This is a genomic window from Pseudomonas sp. NFACC56-3 (genome assembly GCF_900100025.1).
In the GTDB taxonomy this organism is placed as follows: Bacteria; Pseudomonadota; Gammaproteobacteria; order Pseudomonadales; family Pseudomonadaceae; genus Aquipseudomonas; species Aquipseudomonas fluorescens_AA.
In genome coordinates this window covers 11,594-36,193 of the sequence record NZ_FMTK01000014.1, presented here as the reverse complement: position 1 = coordinate 36,193, position 24,600 = coordinate 11,594, and the positions used below count along the sequence as shown (strand labels likewise).

Sequence of the window (24,600 nt, the reverse complement as noted above, 5' to 3'; positions counted from 1 at the left end):
AGTGCCGGGATTCAGCCAAGCGACGGGGCGAGCCCGGAAGATAAAACCGACGCATTGGCCCGCGCTGCGTGCAGTTTTTTGTAGCTGTCGATCAGGCGCAGGTGCCTGTCGAGGCCCTCCAGTTTCATGCTGGTCGGCGTCAAGCCATGGAAGCGCACGCTGCCATCCACCGAGCCGATCGCCGCATCCATTCGCTCGTTGCCAAACATCCGACGGAAATTGGCCTCGTAGTCTTCCAGTTCCAGGTCTTCGTCCAGCTTCATCTCCAGCACCACATTCACGGCCTTGTAGAACAACCCGCGCTCAACCGTGTTGTCGTTGTACTGCAAGAAGGTTTCCACCGCTTCCTTCGCCTCTTCGAACTGCTGCAAGGCCAGATAGATCAGCAGCTTCAACTCCAGGATCGTCAACTGGCCCCAAGCCGTGTTGTCATCGAACTCGATGCCGATCAAGGTGGTGATGTCGGTGTAGTCGTCCAGCTCGCTTTCCACCAGACGCTCGACCAGCGCTTGCAGTTCGTCTTCGTCCAGGCGATGCAGGTTCAGGATGTCGGCGCGGAAAAACAGCGCTTTGTTGGTGTTATCCCAGATCAGATCGTCCACGGGATAGATTTCCGAATAGCCCGGCACCAGGATACGGCACGCTTTCGCGCCGATATGCTCGTAGACCGCCATGTACACTTGCTTGCCCATGCCTTCCAGAATGCCGAACAAGGTCGCGGCCTCCTCGGCATTCGAGTTTTCACCCTGGCCGGAGAAGTCCCACTCCACGAATTCGTAATCTGACTTGGCACTGAAAAAGCGCCACGACACCACACCGCTGGAGTCGATGAAGTGCTCGACGAAGTTATTCGGCTCGGTCACCGCATGCCCCTCGAACGTCGGTTGGGGCAAGTCGTTGAGGCCTTCGAAACTGCGGCCCTGCAACAATTCGGTCAGGCTGCGTTCCAGCGCCACTTCCAGGCTCGGGTGTGCGCCGAACGAGGCAAACACACCGCCGGTACGCGGGTTCATCAACGTAACGCACATCACCGGGAATTCGCCCCCCAGGGAGGCATCCTTCACCAGGACGGGAAACCCCTGCTCTTCCAGCGCCTGGATACCGGCCATGATGCCCGGGTACTTCGCCAGCACGTTGGCCGGTACATCCGGCAGTGCGAATTCACCTTCGATGATCTCGCGTTTGACCGCGCGCTCGAAAATCTCCGACAGACACTGCACCTGAGCCTCGGCCAGCGTGTTACCGGCGCTCATGCCGTTGCTCAGGAACAGGTTTTCAATCAGGTTGGACGGAAAATACACCACCTCGCCGTCCGACTGGCGCACGTACGGCAGCGAGCAGATGCCGCGTTCCTCATTACCCGAGTTGGTGTCGATCAGGTGGGAGCCACGCAGCTCGCCGTCGCGGTTGTAGATGTTCAGGCAGTACGCGTCGAGGATTTCCGCTGGCAGCGCATCTTTACGGCCAGGCTTGAACCAGCGTTCGTCCGGGTAATGCACAAACGCCGCGTTGGCGATGTCTTCACCCCAGAACTGATCGTTGTAGAAAAAATTGCAGTTCAGTCGCTCGATGAACTCGCCCAACGCCGACGCCAGGGCGGCCTCTTTGGTCGCGCCCTTGCCATTGGTAAAACACATCGGCGAGTGAGCATCGCGAATATGCAGCGACCACACATTGGGCACGATATTGCGCCACGAAGCGATCTCGATCTTCATGCCCAGGGCCGCCAAAATACCCGACATATTGGCGATGGTCTGCTCCAGCGGCAGGTCCTTGCCAGCGATATAGGTACCCGCCTGGGAAACCGAATTGGGCATCAGCAACGCCTGGGCATCGGCGTCGAGGTTGTCCACCTCTTCAATGACAAACTCAGGCCCGGCTTGCACGACCTTCTTCACCGTGCAACGGTCGATGGAACGCAAAATGCCTTGGCGGTCCTTGTCGCTGATATCCGCCGGGAGCTCGACCTGGATCTTGAAGATCTGGTTGTAGCGATTTTCCGGATCGACAATATTGTTCTGCGACAGACGAATGTTATCGGTGGGAATATTGCGCGTCTGGCAGTACAGCTTCACAAAGTAAGCCGCGCACAACGCCGACGAAGCCAGAAAATAATCGAACGGCCCGGGGGCCGAGCCATCACCCTTGTAGCGGATAGGTTGATCGGCCACCACCGTAAAGTCATCAAACTTGGCTTCAAGTCGAAGGTTGTCGAGAAAGTTGACCTTGATTTCCATACGGGATTACCAGCATCACGAGCAAAAAATAGGCGGCCATTATCCGCTTTTTCAATCGGAAGTCTTGTGCTTTAGCCCACCCCTTTTGACCTTGAAACGTCCCAACACACCTTGCATCAGTGAGGCTCGCTCTGAAAGGTCCTTGGCCGCCACCGCGCATTCTTGGGAGTTGGACTGGTTTTTCTGCGTCACTTCATCGATCTGCTCCAAGCCGATGCTGGCCTGCTGCAAGCCCGAAGCCTGCTCGCTGGAGGCCTGGTAGATCAGCGAAACCAGGTTGGAAACCGCGCTGGTGCCGGTGACGATGTTTTTCAGCGATTCGGCGGTCCGGCCGGCGATGATCATGCCGCGCTGGGTCTTGCTCGATGAATCGGCGATCAATGCCGCCGTCTGCTGGGCGGCCTCGGCGCTGCGGGCGGCCAGGCTGCGGACTTCGTCGGCGACGACGGCAAAACCACGCCCCAGCTCACCCGCCCGGGCCGCTTCGATGGCCGCGTTCAGCGCCAACAGATTGGTTTGGGCGGCAATATTGTCGATGGTAGTGATGATCGCGGTGATGTCCTTGCCCGAGTTGTCGATTTCAGCCATCGCGGCAATCAGCTCGCTCATCAATTTATCGCTCTCCCCCGCGTCGGCCCGTGATGCCTGGGATTGCTCATCGGCTTTCTTGGCGTTGGCGGCGTTGTCCCGAGTCTGCGCAGCCATTTGCGTCATCACCGCGCTGATTTCGGTAATGGACGACGCGGAGTTGGACGCACCGTCGGACAACGACTGGCTCAGATCGGTGACCTGCGCCGAGCTGCCGGTAATCTGGGTGGCGCTGGTCTGGACCTCGGAAATCAGCTGGTTCAGGTTGCTGACCATCTTCTCCAGCGACTTGCCGAGGGTATCGTGGGGCGACGACAAGCGGACCTCCAGGTCCAGATCCCCTTCGGAAATACGCTCGGCCACCCTGACCTGCCGCTGTAGGCTTTCGGACATGTCATTGAGTGCGGCAGACAATTGCCCGACTTCATCCTCGGATTGCTGCACCAGGCGGCGCGAGAAATCGCCCAGGCTGATGTTGGCGGCCAACGCCGCGGCCTCGCGGATCGGCCCGACGATTTTCGCCGTGGCGAACCAGAGGGCGACCAACGCCAACAGGGAAATGCCCAGCCCTACCGACACTTGCCAGATGCTGTTGCTGATACTGCGCCCTTGCAACTCCTGCTCCAGGGTGATGGCCTGGGCCATGACCACGGCCTTGGGCAAGCGAATCAGCACCGCCCAGGGCTTGCCCGTGCGACCGAGGGCAATGGGCATCAACACTTCGATGTTCTGAGTTTGGGGATTGAGCAAGCCGTCACCCCGACCGCCCTGGATATCGCTGAGCACTTTTTCCCAAGACTCAGGCAACAAAGCCTTGATGGATTGCCCGATCAGGTCGGTGCGCTGGCTGTCCGCGACCACCAGGCCCTGGTTACTCAGGATCGAAACCGTGCCTTTGCCGCCATAGAGCTCGGCAGACATTTGCTCACTGAGTTTCTGGATAAAGCCGATATCGAAGTCAGCCCCGACCACACCGTAGAACTTGCCGTTGGCCACGATGGGCACCGACAGGGTGGTCAGCCAGACGTTCTTGCCCTGGACCACATAGGGAATGGGATCGAGCACGCTCTCCTTCAGGGTGTCGCGCGGGCCGCTGTACCAGCCGCCCTTGGGCACGCCGTTGGGATGACGATCCGGGGAGTCATACTCGACCAATGGCTGCACCGCGACATGACCGTCGGCGCTGCGAGTCCAGTAAGGCGTGAAGCGTCCCGTCAGGGGATTATTGCCATCGGTAGCATTACGGAACGTCGGATCCTGGCCGTCCAACGCATTGGGTTCCCAGCAGGAGTAGGTGCCGTTGAAGTCCGGATTATCCTTGAGGATGCTGAGCAACACGCTGTTGATCTGCTCACGCCCCAACGCCAAGGGACTTTGCGCGGCCTTGCTGGCGGCAAAGGTATTGGCCATGGTGCGGGCGGCGTCCAGGGCATTCTGCAGCTTGGCCTGGATGGCATTGGCACGGGACTCGGCCAGGTTCTGGATTTCCCGGATCGTTGACTGTTCAACCAGCGCCGAGACTTCGGAAGCGACGTATTGCTCATTGGTTCGAGCGGTAAAGAGCCCGTAGACCACCAGGCTGACGGATGAAACAAACAGGCAAATGCCTGCCGTGACACAAATGCGTGCCTGCAATGACTTGAACTTCATATCATCCCCTGCCTGATTCTATTGATTGCCAACGCTAAAGACGACGGTCTCTAACTTGTGCACGACGCGGCAAATAACAATCGATCACGGCTGTTTACGCTGCCCACAAGGCAATCGCCTTGAAAGGGCACGGCGATACAGCGCTTTTAAATATTTGAAACGTGGCAGGTTGGGGCGTAAATCCGCTCTATCCGCCTGATAAAGCAGCTAGAGGTATTCAAATCAAGAACCGAAGGCCTTAAGTGCCAGGGCAATAAGGGCGATAGGTGGAAAGAATGCGCGATCCCTGCTTTTCCAGTAACCCTGGGGTCACTCTTGAACAATTCGCAGAATCCATTCAGACCAATAACCACAGCCACAAATTACCACGGTCGACTCTTATACAAAATCGAACTTAGGCGTTATAGAAAACAGTACTTTGGTCGTAATTCAACACCGACGCACGAGGTGTCACGCCGGGCTATTGGATCCTGAAGAGGCGGGCGTCACCTGCCGTAGGAAGGCGCCGCCAATGGTACTGGCTGCGGGTTGGCGATCACCCAATGCACGGCCAATTCACAGAGACGATCAGTCTGCTCGCCGTCATCGTTGCCACCCCGCAAAACGGCAGCCAATGCCCGGGCTTGCGCGAGGTCGGCCTCAGGCAAGGGCACGGCGCTGCCCAGATGATCAACCAGAGCCACCAACATCGCTTTGAAATCGGCGTCCCAGTTGGCCGATCCGTTGTGGTGAATCTCTCGGGAGATACGGCCACTGATGCGGATCACCTCACCCTGCGCCGTCGCTGCGGCGCCAGAGGATGGCACCAGCAACTCCCACAATTGCTGATGCTGGTCTGGCCAGCCACTGGCCGTCACAACGATGGCGGCCTGACCGTCGTGAACCTTGCGAGAGGCAACGGGCACGACGTCGAAAAGGCGATAAAGACGGGTCAGGGCCGCGTCCGTTGCCTCGAGGTAGTCCGGGTTGAAAGAGGCCCGGTGAAACTCGAACTCACGGCCGATGCGCTGCACTTCAACGAGCATGCCCTCGTCGCGCTGCAGCCCTGCCGCCAACAGGGTCTGGGCGATTTTCGCGGTGGCCTCGATATCGGCGTTGCGGGTAGTGGCCAAGGCAATATGCAGGACACCGTGCCCCTGCCGGCTCTTGGCATCGACATTGGCGCCACGGCGGATCAGGGCCGCGATGGCCTCGGCATTGTGGCTGTTGGCCGCGGCATGCAACGGCGTGTAGCCCTGGTAATCCTGCGCCTCGATATCGGCGCCCAAATCCAGCAGCAGATCGATACCCCCGATCCAACTCGAACTGCGATGATGCAGGGGCGTTCGCTGGTAAGTGTCACGGGCGTTGATATCGGCGCCCTGCTCCACCAGCCAGCGGGCCAGTTCGTCGGGACAATTGTAGAAGCCCAGCGCGGTGCTCTTGCTGTAACCGCCAGTGGCTTCAAGCTCGCACGCATCGAACACGGCGACCAGCTCGGCAAACGAGGCCTGCTCCAGCAATTGACCGAAATCCTTCGGCAGTGTCTTGCGTTTACGCTTACCCATGGCGGCGGTCACCGTTCTGATCAAAAGATTTTTCAGCATAAAACTCGATATTCATTGGTAAACGGCCATCTGGATGCGGATCAGACTTTTTTAGTCCTCGGCAAGAAAATCGCCAGCACCCCGAGTAACGGCAAGAACGAGCACAACCAATACACGTACTCAATGCCACGAATGTCCGCCAGGTGCCCCAGCAGCGCGGCGCCAATCCCGCCGAAGCCGAACATCAGCCCGAAGAACACGCCGGCGATCATCCCGACATTGCCCGGCACCAGCTCCTGGGCGTACACGACGATGGCCGAGAACGCCGAAGCGAGGATGAAGCCGATGACCACGCTGAGAATGCTGGTCCACAGCAGATCGACGTGAGGCAGAATCAGGGTGAACGGTGCCACGCCGAGGATCGAGAACCAGATCACCGCCTTGCGCCCGATCCTGTCGCCAATCGGTCCGCCAAAAAAGGTCCCCGCCGCCACTGCGCCGAGGAACAGGAACAGGTACAACTGCGAAGAGGCCACCGACAGGTCGAACTTCTCGATCAGATAGAACGTGAAGTAGCTGGTAAAACTGGCCATGTAGAAGTACTTGGAAAACACCAGCAGCCCCAGCACCACCAGCGCACTCAAGACCCGGCCCTTGGATAGGCCATGGGTGGCCGCCTGGCCTTGCTTGAGCTTGAACAGGTTCAAGTGGTTGGCGTACCAGCGGCTGATGCGGTACAGCACGAACAGCGCAAACAGGGCGAACAACCCGAACCAGGCCACATTGCCCTGCCCGTAGGGAATGATGATCGCCGCCGCCAGCAGCGGGCCGAAGGCCGAGCCGGCGTTACCGCCCACCTGGAACGTCGATTGCGCCAGCCCGTAGCGCCCACCCGAAGCCAGTCGTGCCACCCGCGATGCTTCCGGGTGGAAGGTCGACGAGCCGATACCAATCAATGCCGCCGCCAATAGGATCAAGGCAAAACTGCCGACCATGGACATCATCACAATGCCGATCAACGTGCACACCGTCCCGGCCGGCAGCAGCCAGGGCTTGGGATGGCGATCCGTGTGATAGCCGACCCAGGGCTGTAACAAAGATGCGGTCAACTGGAACGTCAGGGTGATCAGGCCAACCTGGGTGAAGGTCAGGCCATAGCTGTCCTTGAGCATCGGATAGATCGAGGGCAGCACTGCCTGGATCAAATCGTTGATCAGGTGCGCCAGCGCCACGGCACCGATGATACGCATGACCAACGGGCTGCTTTGCGCCGGGGCGGCAACGGATGGGGTGGCGGCCTGGGTATTGCTGATAGCCATGGGAGTAACCATACGAGGGTGCACATGGGCAGGTGCGTCAATGTGCCATTTTTCGGTGCAACAAGGCTATCCCCTTAGCTTGCTATCGACCTTGAAAAATTCTCCCATTCCAAGGTGATAGCTCAACGCCATGGTCTGAATCTTGCCTTGTTAATGAGCTACGACGCGGCTCCTTACAAAGGAGACCGAGAATGGGAAGTTTCGCTACAGAGCTGGCCTACCAAGCCGATTTGGACGAACTTTCGAGGCCTTTTAAAAGGGCACCCGTTTTTGCACTGTGTAAAAACGCACAAAAACAGTGCATGGGTGTCCAGGGGAGTATGGGCATGCAGGCGTTTCTATCACCAGGAATCAGGTTATTGGGGCATTTCGGCTTCGCCCGCAAATTCCAATTGCTGTTCCTGCTTTTTATCCTGCCGCTCATGGGCAGCCTGTGGCTCATCGGCCAGGACTATCGCGACAAGCTCAGCCTGATTTCCGGAGAACGTGCCGGGGTTCGTCAATTGCTGGCCCTGGATAATCTCGACAACCTGCTCACCGCCCAGCGCAACCGCGCCGCCCGCTGGCGCGCCACGGAAACCAATCGCCAACCGACCCCGGCGACCATCGCCGCCATGGCGGCCTTCGATGCAGTGCAGCCGGCCCTCAACCAGGCCGCCAGTGACCTGGGCACCACCTTGCAAAGCGAAGGTGCCGAAGCCGACACGCTTGCCCGCTATCAGGCCCTGCAAACCAGCCTCAACGGTCTGGACTCCAAGAGCCTGGGCAGCGTGGGTTGGTGGCCGGACGGCTACGACCGTTTCACCGCGGCCCTCAGCGCCCTGCAAGCCTTGCGCGAACAAATGGTCATGGATAACCGCCTGACCCTCGCCTCCTGGCTGGAAACCTACCTGCTGACCCAGATTTCGACCCAGCAGACACCGGACCTGATCGAACGGGTCGGCCGCCTGGCCAGTGTTGGCCAGGCCTCCGTGGTGTCGGGCCAGTTCACGCTGCAGAGCCGCCTGCAACTGCGGGACCTGCGCAGCCGTATCGGTGACGCCCGGGATCAACTGGTCAAGACCGGATCATTGCTGGAAACCCGCCTGCCCGGTGATTTGCAAACCTGGGCCGGACAATTCCAAGGCAGCCTCAAGCACTTGGACACCGGCCTGAAAGTGCTGGATGACGGCGTGTTCGGCGGCTCCATCAACTTGAAGCCGGAAGACTTCGAAAAACACATGGACGCCCTCCTCACCGACCTGGCGACCCTGCGGCAAGAATCACTGGTGGCATTGGATACGCGGCTGGATCACTACCAAGGTTCGGCGATTCGCCAGTTCACCCTGGTAGCGACGGTGCTGGGCTGCCTGCTGCTGGCGGCGCTGTATCTTTTTGTGTGCCTGCAAGCGTCGATCCGGCGCAGCGCCAGCGGCATCACCCTGCTGGCCGAGGCCCTGCGCGACGGCAATCTCAGCCTGCAAGTGCCGGTGCAAGGGCGCGATGAGCTGGCGGCCATCAGCACCGCCCTCAACGTCGCCGTGGTGCAGTTGCGCAACAGCCTGCTGGGGGTGGACCACGAAACGTTGCAGTTGAGCAATGCCGTGCGCACCCTCAATACCCACTCCAGCGGCGCCCTGGGAGAAGTCGAGGCCCAGCAGATGCAGATCAGCCAGATCGCCGCCGCCGCGACGCAACTGGCCGCCACCTCCCAAGGCGTGGCCAAGAGTTGTGAACAGGCTTCCGACAGTGCCCAGCAGACCCGCCGCATCGCCACCGACAGCAGCCGTGACAGCCAGCGCACCACGGCGAGCATCCAGCAGCTCAACCAGCGACTCAACGAAACCGCCGCCGCACTAGGGCGAGTCAGCGAACAAGGGCAGCAGATCCAACTGGTGGTCGACACCATTCGTGGCGTGGCCGAGCAGACCAATCTTCTGGCCCTCAATGCCGCCATCGAAGCGGCTCGCGCCGGGGAACAGGGCCGTGGTTTCGCCGTGGTGGCCGATGAAGTGCGCAGCCTGTCGCAACGCACCCAGTCCTCCACGCAACAGATTGCCGGCACCGTCGACAGCCTGCGTGCCACGGTCAACGAAGCCGTCAGCCTGATGGAAGCCGCCTGCGGCCAGGCCCAGACCGATGCCGAAGCCGTCACCGGCCTGGGCGAACGGCTGGGCGAAATTGCCAGCGCCGTACAAAGTGTCACCGACACCCTGGCGCAAATCGCCACCGCCGTGGATGAACAAGCCAGCACCGCCGACGAGGTCAGCGGCAACATCCAGCAGGTCGACCAGGCAGCCATGCGCTTGCTCGAAGGCGCACGGGCCGTGAACGTGGCGGCGGACACCCTGAGCCAGGGAAGCAAGGCCTTGAGTGCCAACACGGGGAGATTTCAGCTCAGCTGACAAGGATTTGCGGCGGGGATTGTTAAGCGGTTGAAAGCGCAGAGAAATATTTCAGATTTACGCTTGACACATCTTCGTTACCGGCGAATAATGCGCGCCACTTGGCTACATAGCTCAGTTGGTTAGAGCATAGCATTCATAATGCTGGGGTCCGGGGTTCAAGTCCCTGTGTAGCCACCAAGTACCGATCCATAGATGTCTATAGCAGTCTATGAATCACCTCAAGAAGCCCGCCTAGTGCGGGCTTTCTTGTTTCTGGCTGTCCATCTCTATCTCCCCCTATCCTCCCCACCGTGTATACCCACATGCACCCAAGGCAAGTTGACGAAGCTGGTAGAGAAACGCCCGAAGATCTCCTCCAAGCTTGAGAAAGCACAACGGGAGCAACGCGGCGAAATCGAAAAAGCTCAAACCGCTGAACAACGTGCTGCCGACGCATACGCAGCAGCTTTGGCCGACGGTGACGACGCAGCCGAAGAGCGTGCCGAAAAGGCTCTCAAGCAAGCATCGGAAGCAATGACACAAGCCTCTCAAGGTAAACGTGGACTCAATATGCTGCTGGCTACGTTAACGTCCGAGATCGAGAAGTTGGATGTTGCGATCTCAGACGCGAAGCAGCGGCTAGCGGATTATCGTCAAGATCAGCTGAACGCTGCACGCCTACTCTGGGCAGAACGCTTGGACAAGGCGGCACAAGACTTTGCCAAAGTCGCCGCGCAGTTCACCGCGACAGAGAAAGCGCTCGGGCGTCGCTATATCAACTTGGAGGATCTCAACGTCCCTTTGCAGGCCCCAATGGGTCCCAAACACATCACCCATCGCAAAATCCTTGAAATGGCACAGGCACTGTCTATCGAGGAATTGCTGGTAGCGTGACCCGTACATATCACCGCTGAAGCGGTGACACTACAAAACCGGAGCCCCTAGGCGGAACACCAAACGTGTACCACTTAGCTTGTGTTCCGGTTTTTCATTTTCGGTGTTCCACCAGCGAAACCCTTGTAAACCGAGGCTTCCAGCTCAAGTGGAACACATGGAACACGCGGAACACCCAATTCCAGCTATCTGAAAGCCCCCGTGCCCCATTCCAAGCGGTGGCCTTCAGCGGAGGAGTACGCGCCACCACCACGAAGTTGCGCGTCTTTTTTTGGCTCGCTCGTGATCCAGATCATCCGCTCTGACCTAGTAAGCGACTTCAGGCCAACTGGCGAAGCCTGGAATCATGGGTCCTCCCTAGGGGGCCGCCCCCTACACGGGTTATCAGACTCGCAGGTTTCCTCTAGCTGAAATTAAATTAGGAGTGTCCGTCTTTATTAAATAAAAATATCATTCCACAAATCAGCAACCACATGACGAATGGCATTTAAAAAAATAAAATTAAGGAAGCTGATAGCCTTTATATGCAATAGCAGCCAAAACTTTCGTAGGCAACTTTTTTCTACCAACCTCAGAAATCAAAAAAACGTTTTTCCGAGCACGAGAGCATATAACATAGATTAGCTTTTTAGCACTTATCAGTTTTTGCGGATCGGCCCAATGGGGAACCATATCCTCTAACAGCGCAAACGATATTACATTATCAAACTCAGCTCCTTTTACTCCATGTATTGTTGAAACTGTTATGCCTGAGCGAGGTCTGAACGCTCGTTTAAAATTCTCAACGTCTTCGATCAGAAGCAGTCCATCCGACTTCGCCTTTTCAATTCTCCGCCGAGCAGTATCAAAAAAAGATTTATAGTGATTATCCAAATCCGGATAGTCAACTAACGAATCGATCCCAAACAAAGACATAAACCAGGAGAAATATCCCTCAAGGTACTTCATCCCATTTTTTTCATCAATACAGACTTGATTCGACATCTTAAGTAGCAGCTTATTGGAAAAGGCGCAACTTACTCCTACCTCCCGTAAACCTTGAATGACTTCGCCCGCCCACCTCATTCTCCTTAAATACATATCGGGTGCGGGCTCAGACAAACAAATTCGGCTAAGTTTGTACCAGAAATTATCTAATTCACGGCCAAATGGAACCATGCCAGGCCCGTCAAAATTGTAATCTGGAAGTTTACTCATCAGTCGCCTTGTCATATGCGCTAACGCGGGCCACTGAGGTCCGATTACACATATTTCGTTCTGGGCGATGCCTTGCACATCAATACTATATTTAATAAGTCTAACGATCTCATCCTCTAATAGTTGCACCGACGTTTCTCTGTCATGACTAATGAGACTATCGTAGTCTTTAAAGTCACCATCAGCAGTCATAACGTTTGGAAAAATCTGAAATCTAGAGAAGTAATCAATTATCTTCCTTGAAGACCTATAATTTTGCGTCAAAGACAATTGATCTATTGTCAGTCGGGATCGCGCTTTAAATTCATGAAAATCTATGGCATAGCCACCCAAACTACTAAATATTGCTTGATTAGGATCACCTACAATAAACGCTCGCGTGCGATCAGGAACAGCAGAGAATATCGAACAAAGAATGGAATACTGAATCCCCTTGGTATCCTGATACTCATCAAGCAAAACGATCTGAAAAATATTGGACAAGTTAATTGCGATACAGGGGAATCTTTCAATCAATCTATTTGCAAAAAAAAGCATGAGCTCAAAATCAATCTTTCTCTCCTTACCGAGTAGCGCAAAATACTCTTTTAAAACAGCCTTAACATTATCGTGTTTTTCAGGATCCGAGCATAACGGAGCTACTTTGCCATTCGCGAAATGGTAGTTACAGTCGAGTGGCTTTATTTTAGGCTCTACGTACTTACGGCAGAGCTCTTCGAATATTTTCTCAGAGTCGGGTTGATTAATTACAGTAAACCCCGACTCAAGCCTTCTCTCATAAATAGCGTAAGGACGAAGTATCCACTCCATACAAAAAGAATGTATTGTTCCGATCCATAGTTGTTCTGTAGGTATCCCTAGTAGTTCAACCCGCTCCAGAATCTCATCAGCAGCGCGATGCGTATAGGTAATGGCGATAACAAATTTTCGATGACCTTTAAGACCGGAAAGCTCTGTAGCGATTTTATAGGTAAGGGTCTTAGTTTTTCCGCTACCTGGACATGCAGTGAGAAAGACACTTCCTTTGTGTTGAACGGCTTTTATTTGACTATCGTTAAGTCCAGACTCGCTAAGATCCATTTCAAGCTCCTATCACAGCAACAGAAACCGGATCCTCAACGAGTACTATCTCAAGCGCCGACATGAGATCTGTAAAATCCACATCCCCGTCCTCATAAGCCTTAATAAGACTCTGTGATTCGCTAGCGGAGTCAAAGTGATCTTCAAAGTACGATTCGGTGACGAGTGTATTAAGCCTGTATTTCAGAATCTTTATAGCAGTAGAGGGTGCAAGACTGTCACAAGCATCAAGCACCGCATTCAAGATATACTTAGGAATATTAGTTATTCGAGAAACCCTATCGGCTAGAAGAATGGCAAACCAACCTTTACCAACATGATTCGCCATTTTCAGTATTCGCCTTCCGGCAACCCCAACCTGTACGCTTTCAAGTTCTTTTCCTGAAGTAATGCGGTGAGCTTCGCCCAGATATACATCTTTAAGGGTACCGCTTACTTCAAAACTGTTATCCGCCATCAAAAAATCCACCTCAAAAGTATGACTCGCATAATACACCTGCAGATACTGGTTGTACTGGCAATAACTTTCAAGCTTGATCTTTCTGGCCTTACCCTTCAACTCCGAGCCACGCATTTTCTTTTTAAATGATTTCTCGGCCTTTGAGTCCGAAATTAAAGCTCTCGTATCGGATATCGCTGCATCCATATCAGTGATAATACTACATCTGCGTCGAACCCTAGCTTTATGAAATATACAAGCAATATTCTCAAAGCCAGTGCTGCGAATGTTAATCAAGCTAATTCCAAGCTCATCCAAACTCACCCCAAGAACTTTTTTCACCAGCACCGGAATTAAGAACTCTTCAGCGTCTCCTTCAATTAGAATTGCAGCTCTCGCGAATAGGAGGCTACTCCTAGTAGCATCCAAATACCTTTGAAGATGACGTATTTCATCAGCGTGAAGCCCCATAGAAGGTTGATAAGATTCGCACCTCAACCCATTGCGTGCCAGAATATTCACACTTTCAATATTACTCACCTCAGACACATGAGTAGAATGAGTCGAATATATAATTTGAGTATTTTCGTAGCTGATATTTTCAAAGAGTGTTTTTTGAATATGGGTGTGTATATGGGCTTCTGGCTCCTCAATAATCAAAAAATTTCCAGCAGCATCTCTTTGATTTTGATATTTAAACTCAAGCAACTTCAGGGTCAGATAGATAAGATTTGCGCCCCCTAAGCTAAGCTCAGAAATGTCACCCGAATAGTCTTCATCGGTCTCACCAACGAAGAGCTTTAGCGACTGCAGCAATTTTTCTGGCTCGGTAGGAAGATCCGACTTGATATGCAAGCTAGCAGGCGAATAAGCATCACCAGCGGTTTCTCTGATAGTTTTACGAATATCGTGCCGAACATCTTGTACATCTTGTAGACTTTCAATATCACCATTCAGCTTATGGACTGCCTGAGTTATTCCATTATATTTATCCTTATCTATCTCTTGACTCTTATTTGTCAACAGATTTAAAAGTGGATTTTGCCGATTACCATTAAAGTCAGAAACTACATCCCTGAGGGCTTTTACGAATGTAAATGATATCTCTCTTGATACGGAAAGCTGATGTGGGATTTTGAAACCAATCAACTTAGACTCACCACGTGGGAATTTCACTGACTTAAAGTCACCTACAACCTCCCGATAATTGACAGGATTAGTTAAATCGACATTACTTCTTCCAGTAAACACCGTTTCATAATCATCTATAGTTATTTCATTCTGGAGACGTTTTAATCCTTCAGAATCATTCAAAGCAAGATCTGCAAGCTTTGCTCTTATATGCTGCCGAGGACGAAATATTAAATTGTAGGTTGCTTTCTTCTGAACATCACCAGTCAGTACCGCCCCGTGATGGACGAACAACGATTGTACCGACTCATCGCTACTTATATTATCAAACTCTAGACTAATTATTATCCAATGCCCTTTCCATGAGGAGACCCGCCGAAAAAAGTCACCTTCGGAAAGTTCATGAGCTGCCCTGTAAATATTTGAGTCCAAAAGCAATCTCATTGCTCGGAATAGATTACTTTTTCCTGAGCCATTCTCCCCTATGACTGTATTCACACCAGGACGAAATAGAAACCTAGCACTCCTAAAATTCCTATAGTTCACAAGGGACACTTTGGAAAGGTGCATTCGGCAGTCCTTAGCATGGCACGATGGTGATTCAACAGTATCAAATAGCTAGGTAGTTTGCATATAGTCAGAAGAAATCCGCCCCACATATGCATAGGTAGAACGTTCGACCAAACCCACTGACAGAGGGAGAGCGCGCCATATGACTATCAACAATTTCGCATCCAGCCTGAAAAATACCTTTAAATACAGATAGTTAGCCAGCAACCGTGTTCGTCGCTCGGGGAAAGAAGAAGCAAGCACAAATCTCAAGCTTCAAATGTCTCCGATAGACGCAGCTTGAGAGGTATGCCCTGCTTCTCCGACAGGTACGCAAAAATATGCAGGCCTCAATCAGTTCCAAGATCGAACGCCAATATCGAGATAGTGACTTTCCTTCCTTTATCTTGAGGCAAAGAAAAAACATACCTATCACTAGTTTCGTCCAAGCTAAACGGCCCACTCAAATAACAAGAATGTTTTTTTTATCAACGCTCTCATTTTCTCAACTATCTTAGTGAAACTCGCGCTTCTATTAAACATCACAATAGCCGTTTTAGTGTCACGCCAGGTTAGATACCCCAACAACTGATCGACTGTAGCTAAAAAACGCTTATCACCACCCCAGATCTTGAACTCAGCAACAAAGAGATTTCCCTCCGCGTGGCGTATAAGTAAATCTGTTTTTCCTTGATAATTGAATGCCTCTCCCGTGGCAGTTCCGAAATGGGCATTCAAGGGTACTAAAAATAAATCTCTGAGTGACTCTTCATCAAGCTGTCGTGTACGAGTTGAGCTTTGCTCGATACTTCGACCTGCGCCCCGAACAAGACTAAGTATCGTCTCATACTGCTTCAAATCGAGCGCTGGATCAGGGGCGACCGCCGGAGTCATCGGGGGTAACTGAGGTACAACCTTTTGCTTCACTGTAGGAGCTATATAACTACGTGCATCTCCCTCCTTTTCTTTAAGGCGAATTCCCATGCCCGAAAGCTTCGAGGCATTTTCCTTTTGCGCAAGGAGCTTGCTGCGGCGTGCATCGATCTCAGCTCTCACCGAATTTTCCAATTGCTGCTGGAAGCCTACCCACTGACGACGATGTGATTCTAAATATTTTTCAATCGAAGCTAGGGTCGAATCTAACTCAGCCTTTACCGCTTCCGGCGTTAGTGAACGATCCGAGATGGTAAAGGCTAGGTGCTGCTTGCGAACCTGCGCTCTCGGAGGTGACATGTCGAATGGGTTGGGACGCAGTTTAAAGATATCCGCCTCCCCCACGAAAGGGACTTCAAAATCGTAAGCTTCACCAGGCACTAGCCTGACCTGCTTATCCCAATGATCGTAGATCTCGACTTGACGTTCATGCTGAGACGCCACGATTTCGTCACGAAGGAGAGTAGGTATCTCAACGTCGTACTTTTCCACAAAGTAAGTAACCAGTGCGTCAGGATCAGTCTCAAGTAAACGGCGTTCAGGCAGCTTGCTTGCTTCAACACAAGCGCCGTTGATTTGGGCCGTCATGGATTTCGATGCGTCCCCATCACAAAAAAGATAATCTCTCACTTCCCTACGATTCATCAGTGCGCCCTGCAGTATGGTCAAATTGCCATCGAAGCTAATCGTGATCTGGCTCACAATCAACGTCGAGTACAAAAGAAGCACTGTGGGCTATGTATCCCCAGGTGCATCCCTAATGTCGAAACTCGACTGAAACCCTTGTAGAATATGATTGAAGCGAGTCTCCCTCGGATCTTAAAGAAAGACCTTGAATTCAAGGTCTTTTTTCGTCAGCAGGAAAGTTGTTTTTCCCGGCTAACGCAGATCCCACCCCATCCCCAGCCGCTTTTGTGGCGAAGGAATTTATCCCGCTGGGCAGCGAAGCGACCCCAATGACCAAACCTCTGGCAAGGAAGAATCTGTGGCCAGTAAGAACCCGTGGCGAGGGAGCTTGCTCCCGTCTGAGCGCAAAGCGCTCACGAAAATGTCACAGCCTCCACCGATGCTCCGCCTTGCTACGCCTAATTGATCCACCGCCTCTCCTCACACGCTGACAAAGGATGTAGAACTGGATTGAGCAAAGAGTATCTACAGAGATGGCACAGCACATCCGAGGGGCGCTGGACATACTGGATGGGAATGCAGGTTTCATCACCCTTGCCCTCACCTCACTGTCGGCAGAAGGTCGGGCAAAGAAGTGACTACCAGGCAGAATGGCAACGCACCACCATCACTGGTGCTGCTTACCTTGCGGAGATACCACGATATCAGTAGGCAGAAGCATACGGCGTGTATGCCTATATGTATGCCTAACTGAAAAACAATATAAAAATATATTCAAATACAGTAAGTTATGGCATCAGCTCAAATGACTGTGTACCACCAAGTACTAAAAACGGCCTATCGAAAGATAGGCCGTTTTTTTATGCCTCGGGAAAAGCAGCTGCCATACCAGCGCCTTCAGGGGTTTCCCCTCTTGTGCCGAGCCCATGGTGGATTTGCACCACACGCCTCGCATCGCTACAGTCGATCTCCATACCCGAGCCCACGGATGGAGCGACACGTGCTTACAGATCTGAAACCGAACGTCCATCGCCTGTCAGCCGTTTCGTTGCTGGCTGTCGCTCTAACACTCGCGGCCTGTAAGGCGCCCCCCTCCTCCACAGCGACACCGGCCTTGCCCGCCCCGCCGGAGGTCGCCTCCGGTTTCCGTACCGATCTGCAGACCCGCTACGCCGACAAGCACATGGCCGCTGCGGCCAATCCTTTGGCGGCCGAGGCCGGGCGGGAGATGTTGCGGCGCGGCGGCTCGGCCATCGACGCGGCCATCGCGATGCAGGCCGTGCTGACCCTGGTGGAGCCGCAATCCTCCGGCCTCGGTGGCGGTGCGTTCATTGTGCTGTGGGATGGCAAGGCCGTGCGCACCTACGACGGTCGCGAAACGGCACCGGCGGGTGCCACCGAAAGACTTTTCCTGCAAGCCGACGGCAAACCCATGCCGTTTACCGCCGCCCAGATCGGCGGTCGCTCCGTGGGTACACCGGGGGTGTTGCGCGGGCTGGAATTGGCCCATCGCAAACATGGCCGTCTCAAATGGGCGACGCTGTTCGAACCAGCCATCACGCTGGCGGAACAAGGCTTTGCGATTTCCCCCCGCCTGCACACGTTGATCGCTACCGATCCTTCCTTGCCGGGTTCGCCAGACATGGCCGCCTACTTTCTCAACGCCGATGGCAGCCCGAAGGCGGTTGGCACGGTGCTGAAGAATCCAGCCTTGGCCGGCGTGCTCAAGCGCATCGCCAGCGAAGGCCCCGATGCGCTGTACAAAGGCCCGATCGCCGAGGAAATCGTCGCCAAGGTACAAAACCACGCCAACCCCGGCAGTCTTTCCCTCAATGATCTCCAAGGCTACACCGCACGGGAGCGGCCAGCGTTGTGCACCGACTACAAGCGCTGGCAAGTCTGCGGCATGCCACCACCGTCTTCGGGCGGGGTTGCCGTGGCGCAGATCCTCGGGACGTTGCAGGCCCTGGAACAGCGCGACAGCCACACAGCCCTCGCACCCTTGAAACCGGTCAAGACCGCCAAGCCCGTCGGCATTGAACCCACCCCCGAAGCGGTGCACCTGATCGCCGAAGCCGAGCGCCTGGCCTATGCTGACCGCGCCCAATACATTGCAGACCCGAATTTTGTCGCCGTGCCACTCAAAGGCCTGGTCGATGCCGGCTACCTGGCCAGCCGCGCCAGCCTGATCGGCCCTCGTAGCATGGGCGTCGCCAAACCCGGCACACCACCGGGCATCCAGGTGGCCTACGCCCCGGACCGTTCACCCCTGCGTATTTCCACCTCGCAAGTGGTGGCCGTGGATGACCAGGGGGGCGCCGTGTCCATGACCACGACCGTGGAGTCGGCATTCGGCTCACACTTGATGGTCCAGGGCTTCATGCTCAACAACCAGATGACCGATTTCTCGTTCATTCCCGAAGAGAATGGACAAAAAGTCGCCAACCGCGTCGAACCGGGCAAACGCCCACGCTCGTCCATGGCTCCGACGCTGATCTTCGATCGTCGGGGGGAATTGGTGGCTGCTGTCGGCTCCCCCGGCGGCTCTCAGATCATCGAATACGTCGCCAAGTCCATGATTGGCCTGCTGGATTGGGACCTCGACCCGCAAACCGCCATCAACCTCCCCAACTTCGGCAGCCGCAACGGCCCTACCGAACTGGAGCGGGGCCAATTCAGCCCGGCACTGATCCAGGCGCTGAAAGACAAAGGCCATGAGGTGAGCGAGATCGACATGAACAGCGGCACCCAGGCGATTGTCCGGGTGCGTGATGCCCAAGGGAAAACCTCGTTGGCCGGCGGTGCGGACCCAAGGCGTGAGGGTCAAGCACTGGGCGACTGATCGCCCTCGCCCTGGGGCTGATAGACCAGCAGATCCGCAGGCTGACAGTGCAGATAGCTGCAAATGGCTTCGAGGGTCGCCAGGCGTATGCCCTTGACCTTTCCTTGCTTCAACAAGGAAAGGTTGGCTTCAGTAATGCCGATTGCAGCAGCAAGGTCCTTGGATTTGACCTTGCGCAGGGCCAGCATCACATCGAGTTGAATAACGATGGGCATGGGAATCTCAAACGAATGTTCTGTTTTCTGAATCGACTTCACTGGCCTGGGACAGTATCCGGGCAATGATCGCAATACAGGCGGCAAGAAATAAAGCGACGAAAGACGGCGCGGTAATACTGAAGGTCAGCAATCGCTGGCCGACCGGCGCATTGATCGTCACCAGCAGGCTGAGAAACGGCTCGCAGATGAAATCCAGCAGCACCCACAACGCCACTGCGCGCCCCACATTGCCCAGGTAAACCGCTGCCGCGGTGGAAAAGTATTGCCCTTGGGCGTAGTGCTTGAAGAGCCTGCGCAAATGGGTGAGCCCGACCGCCAGGGCCAGCAAGGGAATGCTCGTCAACAGTCCCCCACCCAGGCATTGCCACCCCGTCAAGCGCATCGCCTCTTCAGGCAAGCTCGACAGCTGCCGCTCGGTCAGGGCAAAGCCCAGGCCGTATCGGGAGGCCGCTTCAGGGTACAGCCAGGCCACGGCGTTGACGACCATCATCGCGACCATGAAAACAAGAGTGACGGCTGCCATCCGCTGGCTGTACAGGGCAAGACGATTCGAGTGCATGTGAGGCTCCAATAGAATAAGGGAGCCCAAAACATAGCCATGAAATTATCGCAAAACAATAATTAATATGTAAAAAACAATAATAATCTCTACGTGGACAGCTGATTGGCAAACTGGCTCACGGCATCGACCACCTTCTTCGCCCCGTCCTGGATCTCGACGATCACCGTCCCCGCCTCGGCGGCCAGGGCCAGGCCATGTTCGGCCTGGTGCTGGCCGTCGGTCATCAGCGCCACCGCGTTGCGGGCCATGTCCTGGTTCTGGCGGACCACGCCGACGATTTCCTCGGTCGCCTGGCTGGTACGCGATGCCAGTTGGCGCACCTCATCGGCCACCACCGCAAAGCCCCGTCCTTGCTCGCCGGCCCGGGCCGCTTCGATGGCGGCGTTGAGCGCCAGCAGGTTGGTCTGTTCGGCGATGCCGCTGATGGTCTTGACGATGGTACCGATCACCTGGGATTGCTCGTTCAACGCCTCGATGCCTTCGCCAGCGGTTTGCATGTGCCGGGCCAGGTCGCGCATCACGTCCACGGCCTGGGTCACCACAGTCGTGCCGCGCTGGGCGCTGTTGTCGGTCTGCAACGAGGTGCTGTAAGCAATGCTGGCCGCTTCGGCGACGGCTTTTTCCTGGTTGACCTGGTCCGTGATGTTGGTGGCGAACTTGACCACTTTGTACAGTCGCTCGTTGGCATCGAGCACCGGGTTGTAGGAGGCTTCCAGCCAGACCTCGCGGCCGTTGCTGTCGATGCGCTTGAAGCGCCCGGCCACGAACTCGCCACTGTTCAGGCGCTTCCAGAATTGTTGGTAGTCCGCGCTGTTGTACTCCTCGGGCTCACAAAACATGCGGTGATGCTTGCCCTTGATCTGCGCCAGGTTATAGCCCATGGCATTGAGGAAGCGATCGTTGGCCGTCAGCACGTGACCGCCCAGATCGAACTCGATCACCGCCGTTGAACGCACCAACGCACCGATGAGGTTTTCATGTTCACGGGAACCCTCGATGGTGCGGGTCAGGTCATTGGCATACATCGAAAAAAAGCGGATCCGCCCGTCGGCATTCCGGACAGGCTGGAGGATCGAACGCAGCCAGGCTTCCTGGCCATTGCCCCGCAGCAGGCGCACGGCACCGGAGAAGTGTTCGCCGCGGGTCAGCGCCGACTTGAAGCGAATCTGGAATTCATTGGATTTCAAATACGCGGGCACCAACTCATCCACAGGCCGGCCGATCAGGTCCTGGCCCTTGTAGCGCATCTCGTCGAGGAAATTCTGATTGACCGATTGAATCCTTCCATCGGCATCCAGGGTGAGACCAAGCATTTCACGGTCCAGGCTTTCCTTGACTTGCACAAGGCTGGACAGTTCTTGGCGAAGAGCCAGTAGCTCCTGCTTCAGGCGGTTGTTGAACATGGGCAGCTCCAGGAACAGCAGAAGAATTAATAGGCTGTTCCCTTGCCATCGGCCCATTATTTTTTTTCTAAAGAGCGCCGCAAGCCCATTGAAAATATTCCCCGGTGACCTCGAACCCGATAAACCTCCCATGGTCACTGGATTGTTCTACTGTTGCCCTGACCTTTGAAGCCTTGCCGCCATCAATAACCCATAACCATAAAAACGAGGTAATTGTCCGTGACCACTGATATCGAAGACAGCCGTTCCGCCCGCTTCGCCTTGCGCTGTTCCAGTTTCGCCGAGCGCTGGTTTCCCGACTCCTGGGTCTTCGCCGCACTGGCGGTGCTGGTGGTCGCCGTGGCGACGCAATTCATCGGCGCCACGCCCACGGCGGCGGCCATGGCATTTGGCGACGGCTTCTGGAGCCTGATCCCGTTTACGATGCAAATGGCCTTCGTGGTGATTGGCGGTTACGTGGTCGCCAGCTCGCCGCCCGCCGTCAAGTTGATCGATCGCCTGGCGCGTATTCCGACCAACGGCCGCTCCGCGGTGGCGTGGGTGGCACTGATTTCCATGGTCGCGTCGTTGCTCAACTGGGGCCTGTCGTTGGTGTTTGGCGGCTTGCTGGTGCGCGCCCTCGCCCGCCGCACCGACCTGAAGATGGATTATCGCGCCGCCGGTGCCGCCGCCTACCTGGGCCTGGGCGCGGTGTGGGCGCTGGGGTTGTCTTCGTCGGCGGCGCAGCTGCAGGCCAACCCGGCCAGCCTGCCGCCTTCGATCCTGTCGATTACCGGCGTCATTCCGTTCACCCAGACGATTTTCCTCTGGCAGTCGGGCGTGATGCTGCTGGCGCTGATCGTGATCTCGTTGATGGTCGCCTACGCCACCGCTCCCGGCCCCAACAGCGCCCGTGACGCCGCCGCTTGCGGGATCGACCCGAGTTTCAGCATGCCGGCGTTGCAGCCCCGTACCCGGCCGGGAGAATGGCTGGAGCACAGTCCGCTGCTGACCATCGCCCTGGTACTGCTGGCCGCCGGCTGGCTGTTCCATGAGTTTTCGACCAAGCCTGCGATCAGTGCCATTTCCGGCCTCAACACCTATAACTTCCTGTTCATCATGCTGGGCGCCTTGCTGCACTGGCGGCCGCGCAGCTTCCTCGACGCCGTGGCCCGCGCAGTGCCGACCACCACGGGCGTGTTGATCCAGTTCCCGTTGTACGGCTCGATCGCCGCGCTGTTGACCACGGTCAAGGGCAGCGATACCCAGACCCTGGCCCACCATATCTCGACCTTTTTCGTCCAGATCGCCTCCCATGACACCTACGCCTTGCTGATGGGCGTCTATTCCGCGGTGCTGGGCTTTTTCATTCCTTCCGGCGGCGGCAAGTGGATCATCGAAGCGCCCTACGTCATGCAAGTGGCCAACGACCTGAACTATCACCTGGGCTGGGCCGTGCAGATCTACAACGCCGCCGAAGCGCTGCCCAACCTCATCAACCCGTTCTACATGTTGCCGTTGTTGGGGGTGTTGGGGCTGAAGGCGAGGGACTTGATCGGCTTTTCCTTCGTGCAGTTGCTGGTGCATACACCCCTGGTGCTGGCGCTGCTGTGGGCGCTGGGGACGACATTGAGTTATTTGCCGCCAGTGATGCCATAAAGCCATAAAAAAGGGCCGATATTTCCATCGGCCCACTTCTTCTTCGGCTCGGTCTGTTTCAGTATGGATACGCCCTGCTTTTGAGGGTCCCTCACGCTGAAAAGGATCTGAGCATGTTCAAACTCGCAGCACTTCCTCTTGCCGCCCTTACCCTGAGCGCCACCGTCCACGCCGCCGACGTTACCAAGATCGACGTACAGCTGGGCAGCACCGAGCGCGTCACCCGCCTCTTTGCCTACCCCAACAACTGCAACGTCATTTGCTTTCGCGACTGGACCCTGGAGCAGACCGTCGAGCATTACCTGACCCAAAGTGTGCAGCGCGACGGCTACGACACCGCCAAGGTCCAGGTCAACATCGACAACGATAAGGTCTATGCCAGCATCGACGGCGTGCCCAAGAGCTACGGCCAACCGCTGAAGGCGCTGCTCGACGCCGGGGACCTGGCGTACAACGGTGCCTCGAAACTCAACAGCGACAAGAAATGGTCCTACAACTGGTACCTGTTCCTGCCGCTGGGCATGGCCCTGGAAAACCGCAAGAGTGTCGAATTGCTGCACTTCCCGCCGGACTACTCCCTGACCCAGGCCCAGGATTACCTGGAGTCGGCGACCACTGATCGCTGGGCCACGCTGCTGACTGTCAACGGCATTGCCGCTGAACAGACACCGGCCTACCAGACCATCATCGACATCGCGCCCATCGCAGCGCCGTCCAATGCTGGCAGCACATTGGAGGGGCTCTACAGCTACTTCAACGATTACCAGACCACCATGGTCACACAGATCACCCAAACCGCCAGCGGCTCCGCATTGCCGATGGTGGCCTTCGGAGCGCCCGTTCGGAACTGGATCAAGACTCAGTACGGCCAGACTGTGGGCGTGCTCGGCCTGGCGACCATCACGCCGACCGCGGGGGTCAAGGTCCCGGTCCTGGGCTCCAACCACCCGAGCTATATCTGGTATGCCGCTGACAAGGAAAACTACGACGGTGACGAAGCCAAGGCCGATGCCGCCGGCTTGAAAGTCATGGGCCAGGACCTGAGCGCCGCCTGCTGGCAAGCCGGCATGGGCAGCAAGCCGGGCACCGACCCGAGCACCCAATTGAACCAGTGCACGCAGACCTGGCAGGTCACGCAAAAGGAAAAGACCTGTGAGTTGTTCTATACCTCGGTGCGCAAACTGAGCGAGGCAGATGCAGCGAAAAAATGCGAAACGCCCGCGATCAAGTCGCAACTTCCGCAACTTAAAGTGCCCATGCCACTGCCTGCCGAGGCGGTGTAAACCTTGAGGCGCCTTCCCGCGTCAGTTTGCATTGACACGGGAAGCGCCTTTGGCTCCTGTCAGACTCGACAGTAGATACATTTCTACGGCACTGGCCTCGTCAGTGTCACCGCGACTG

General features: G+C 55.6%; 14 protein-coding genes, 1 tRNA gene and 3 pseudogenes. 6 read left to right on the top strand and 12 right to left on the bottom strand.

Annotated features, from left to right (window positions below):
• Positions 1-11: 11 nt before the first annotated feature.
• The 5 genes and pseudogenes from BLO80_RS18700 to BLO80_RS18685 all read right to left on the bottom strand — a co-directional run bounded on the left by BLO80_RS18700 (position 12) and on the right by BLO80_RS18685 (position 7,320).
• Positions 12-2,237, bottom strand: coding sequence for an OsmC domain/YcaO domain-containing protein (locus tag BLO80_RS18700; RefSeq protein WP_092329319.1), 2,226 nt, complete (start codon positions 2,235-2,237; stop codon positions 12-14).
• A 51-nt stretch (positions 2,238-2,288) separates the two neighbouring features.
• A complete protein-coding gene (locus BLO80_RS30710) occupies positions 2,289-3,101 on the bottom strand; it encodes a methyl-accepting chemotaxis protein (protein ID WP_371914584.1) in 813 nt (270 codons plus the stop codon).
• A 111-nt stretch (positions 3,102-3,212) separates the two neighbouring features.
• A pseudogene (locus BLO80_RS30705) lies at positions 3,213-4,235 on the bottom strand (HAMP domain-containing protein); the annotation flags it as partial.
• Between the two features lie 725 nt (positions 4,236-4,960).
• Positions 4,961-6,022, bottom strand: coding sequence for an ankyrin repeat domain-containing protein (locus BLO80_RS18690; protein ID WP_092329522.1), 1,062 nt, complete (start codon positions 6,020-6,022; stop codon positions 4,961-4,963).
• 80 nt (positions 6,023-6,102) lie between these two features.
• The gene (locus tag BLO80_RS18685) at positions 6,103-7,320 is read right to left on the bottom strand and encodes an MFS transporter (protein ID WP_060740638.1); all 1,218 of its coding nucleotides are present in this window, start codon (positions 7,318-7,320) and stop codon (positions 6,103-6,105) included.
• A 326-nt stretch (positions 7,321-7,646) separates the two neighbouring features.
• On the opposite strand from BLO80_RS18685, the gene BLO80_RS18680 reads away from it, so the two are divergent.
• The 3 genes from BLO80_RS18680 to BLO80_RS18670 all read left to right on the top strand — a co-directional run bounded on the left by BLO80_RS18680 (position 7,647) and on the right by BLO80_RS18670 (position 10,580).
• Positions 7,647-9,704: a methyl-accepting chemotaxis protein gene (locus BLO80_RS18680; protein ID WP_092329314.1), complete on the top strand. Its 2,058-nt coding sequence runs from the start codon at positions 7,647-7,649 to the stop codon at positions 9,702-9,704.
• 103 nt (positions 9,705-9,807) lie between these two features.
• Positions 9,808-9,884 (top strand) — tRNA-Met (locus BLO80_RS18675).
• 141 nt (positions 9,885-10,025) lie between these two features.
• Entirely contained in the window at positions 10,026-10,580 is a 555-nt protein-coding gene (locus tag BLO80_RS18670) for a hypothetical protein (RefSeq protein ID WP_175459520.1), read from the top strand.
• A 501-nt stretch (positions 10,581-11,081) separates the two neighbouring features.
• Here BLO80_RS18670 and BLO80_RS18665 read toward each other — a convergent pair.
• From BLO80_RS18665 to BLO80_RS18655, 3 genes are all read right to left on the bottom strand, one after another.
• Complete coding sequence (locus BLO80_RS18665; RefSeq protein WP_092329309.1) at positions 11,082-12,857, bottom strand: UvrD-helicase domain-containing protein; 1,776 nt, start codon at positions 12,855-12,857, stop codon at positions 11,082-11,084.
• 1 nt (position 12,858) lies between these two features.
• The gene (locus tag BLO80_RS18660) at positions 12,859-14,997 is read right to left on the bottom strand and encodes an ATP-dependent nuclease (protein WP_092329306.1); all 2,139 of its coding nucleotides are present in this window, start codon (positions 14,995-14,997) and stop codon (positions 12,859-12,861) included.
• A 429-nt stretch (positions 14,998-15,426) separates the two neighbouring features.
• Complete coding sequence (locus tag BLO80_RS18655) at positions 15,427-16,611, bottom strand: hypothetical protein (protein WP_139197044.1); 1,185 nt, start codon at positions 16,609-16,611, stop codon at positions 15,427-15,429.
• Between the two features lie 913 nt (positions 16,612-17,524).
• Between BLO80_RS18655 and ggt the strand changes: the two genes are divergently transcribed.
• Entirely contained in the window at positions 17,525-19,378 is a 1,854-nt protein-coding gene (ggt, locus tag BLO80_RS18650) for a gamma-glutamyltransferase (RefSeq protein ID WP_092329301.1), read from the top strand.
• Here ggt and BLO80_RS18645 read toward each other — a convergent pair.
• The 4 genes and pseudogenes from BLO80_RS18645 to BLO80_RS30695 form a co-directional block, all read right to left on the bottom strand.
• Entirely contained in the window at positions 19,360-19,593 is a 234-nt protein-coding gene (locus BLO80_RS18645) for a helix-turn-helix domain-containing protein (RefSeq protein WP_060740620.1), read from the bottom strand. The genes ggt and BLO80_RS18645 overlap by 19 nt on opposite strands.
• A 7-nt stretch (positions 19,594-19,600) precedes the next feature.
• The gene (locus tag BLO80_RS18640; RefSeq protein ID WP_092329299.1) at positions 19,601-20,155 is read right to left on the bottom strand and encodes a DUF2975 domain-containing protein; all 555 of its coding nucleotides are present in this window, start codon (positions 20,153-20,155) and stop codon (positions 19,601-19,603) included.
• Positions 20,156-20,244: 89 nt separating this feature from the next.
• Positions 20,245-20,676: pseudogene (locus BLO80_RS30700) on the bottom strand (methyl-accepting chemotaxis protein); the annotation flags it as partial.
• 108 nt (positions 20,677-20,784) lie between these two features.
• Positions 20,785-21,471, bottom strand: a pseudogene (locus tag BLO80_RS30695) (PAS domain-containing protein); the annotation flags it as partial.
• Positions 21,472-21,780: 309 nt separating this feature from the next.
• Here BLO80_RS30695 and BLO80_RS18630 point away from each other — a divergent pair.
• Complete coding sequence (locus BLO80_RS18630; RefSeq protein WP_092329294.1) at positions 21,781-23,199, top strand: short-chain fatty acid transporter; 1,419 nt, start codon at positions 21,781-21,783, stop codon at positions 23,197-23,199.
• Positions 23,200-23,312: 113 nt separating this feature from the next.
• Positions 23,313-24,482 (top strand): hypothetical protein, encoded by a 1,170-nt coding sequence (locus tag BLO80_RS18625; RefSeq protein WP_092329291.1) that lies wholly within the window; start codon positions 23,313-23,315, stop codon positions 24,480-24,482.
• Positions 24,483-24,600 lie beyond the last annotated feature (118 nt).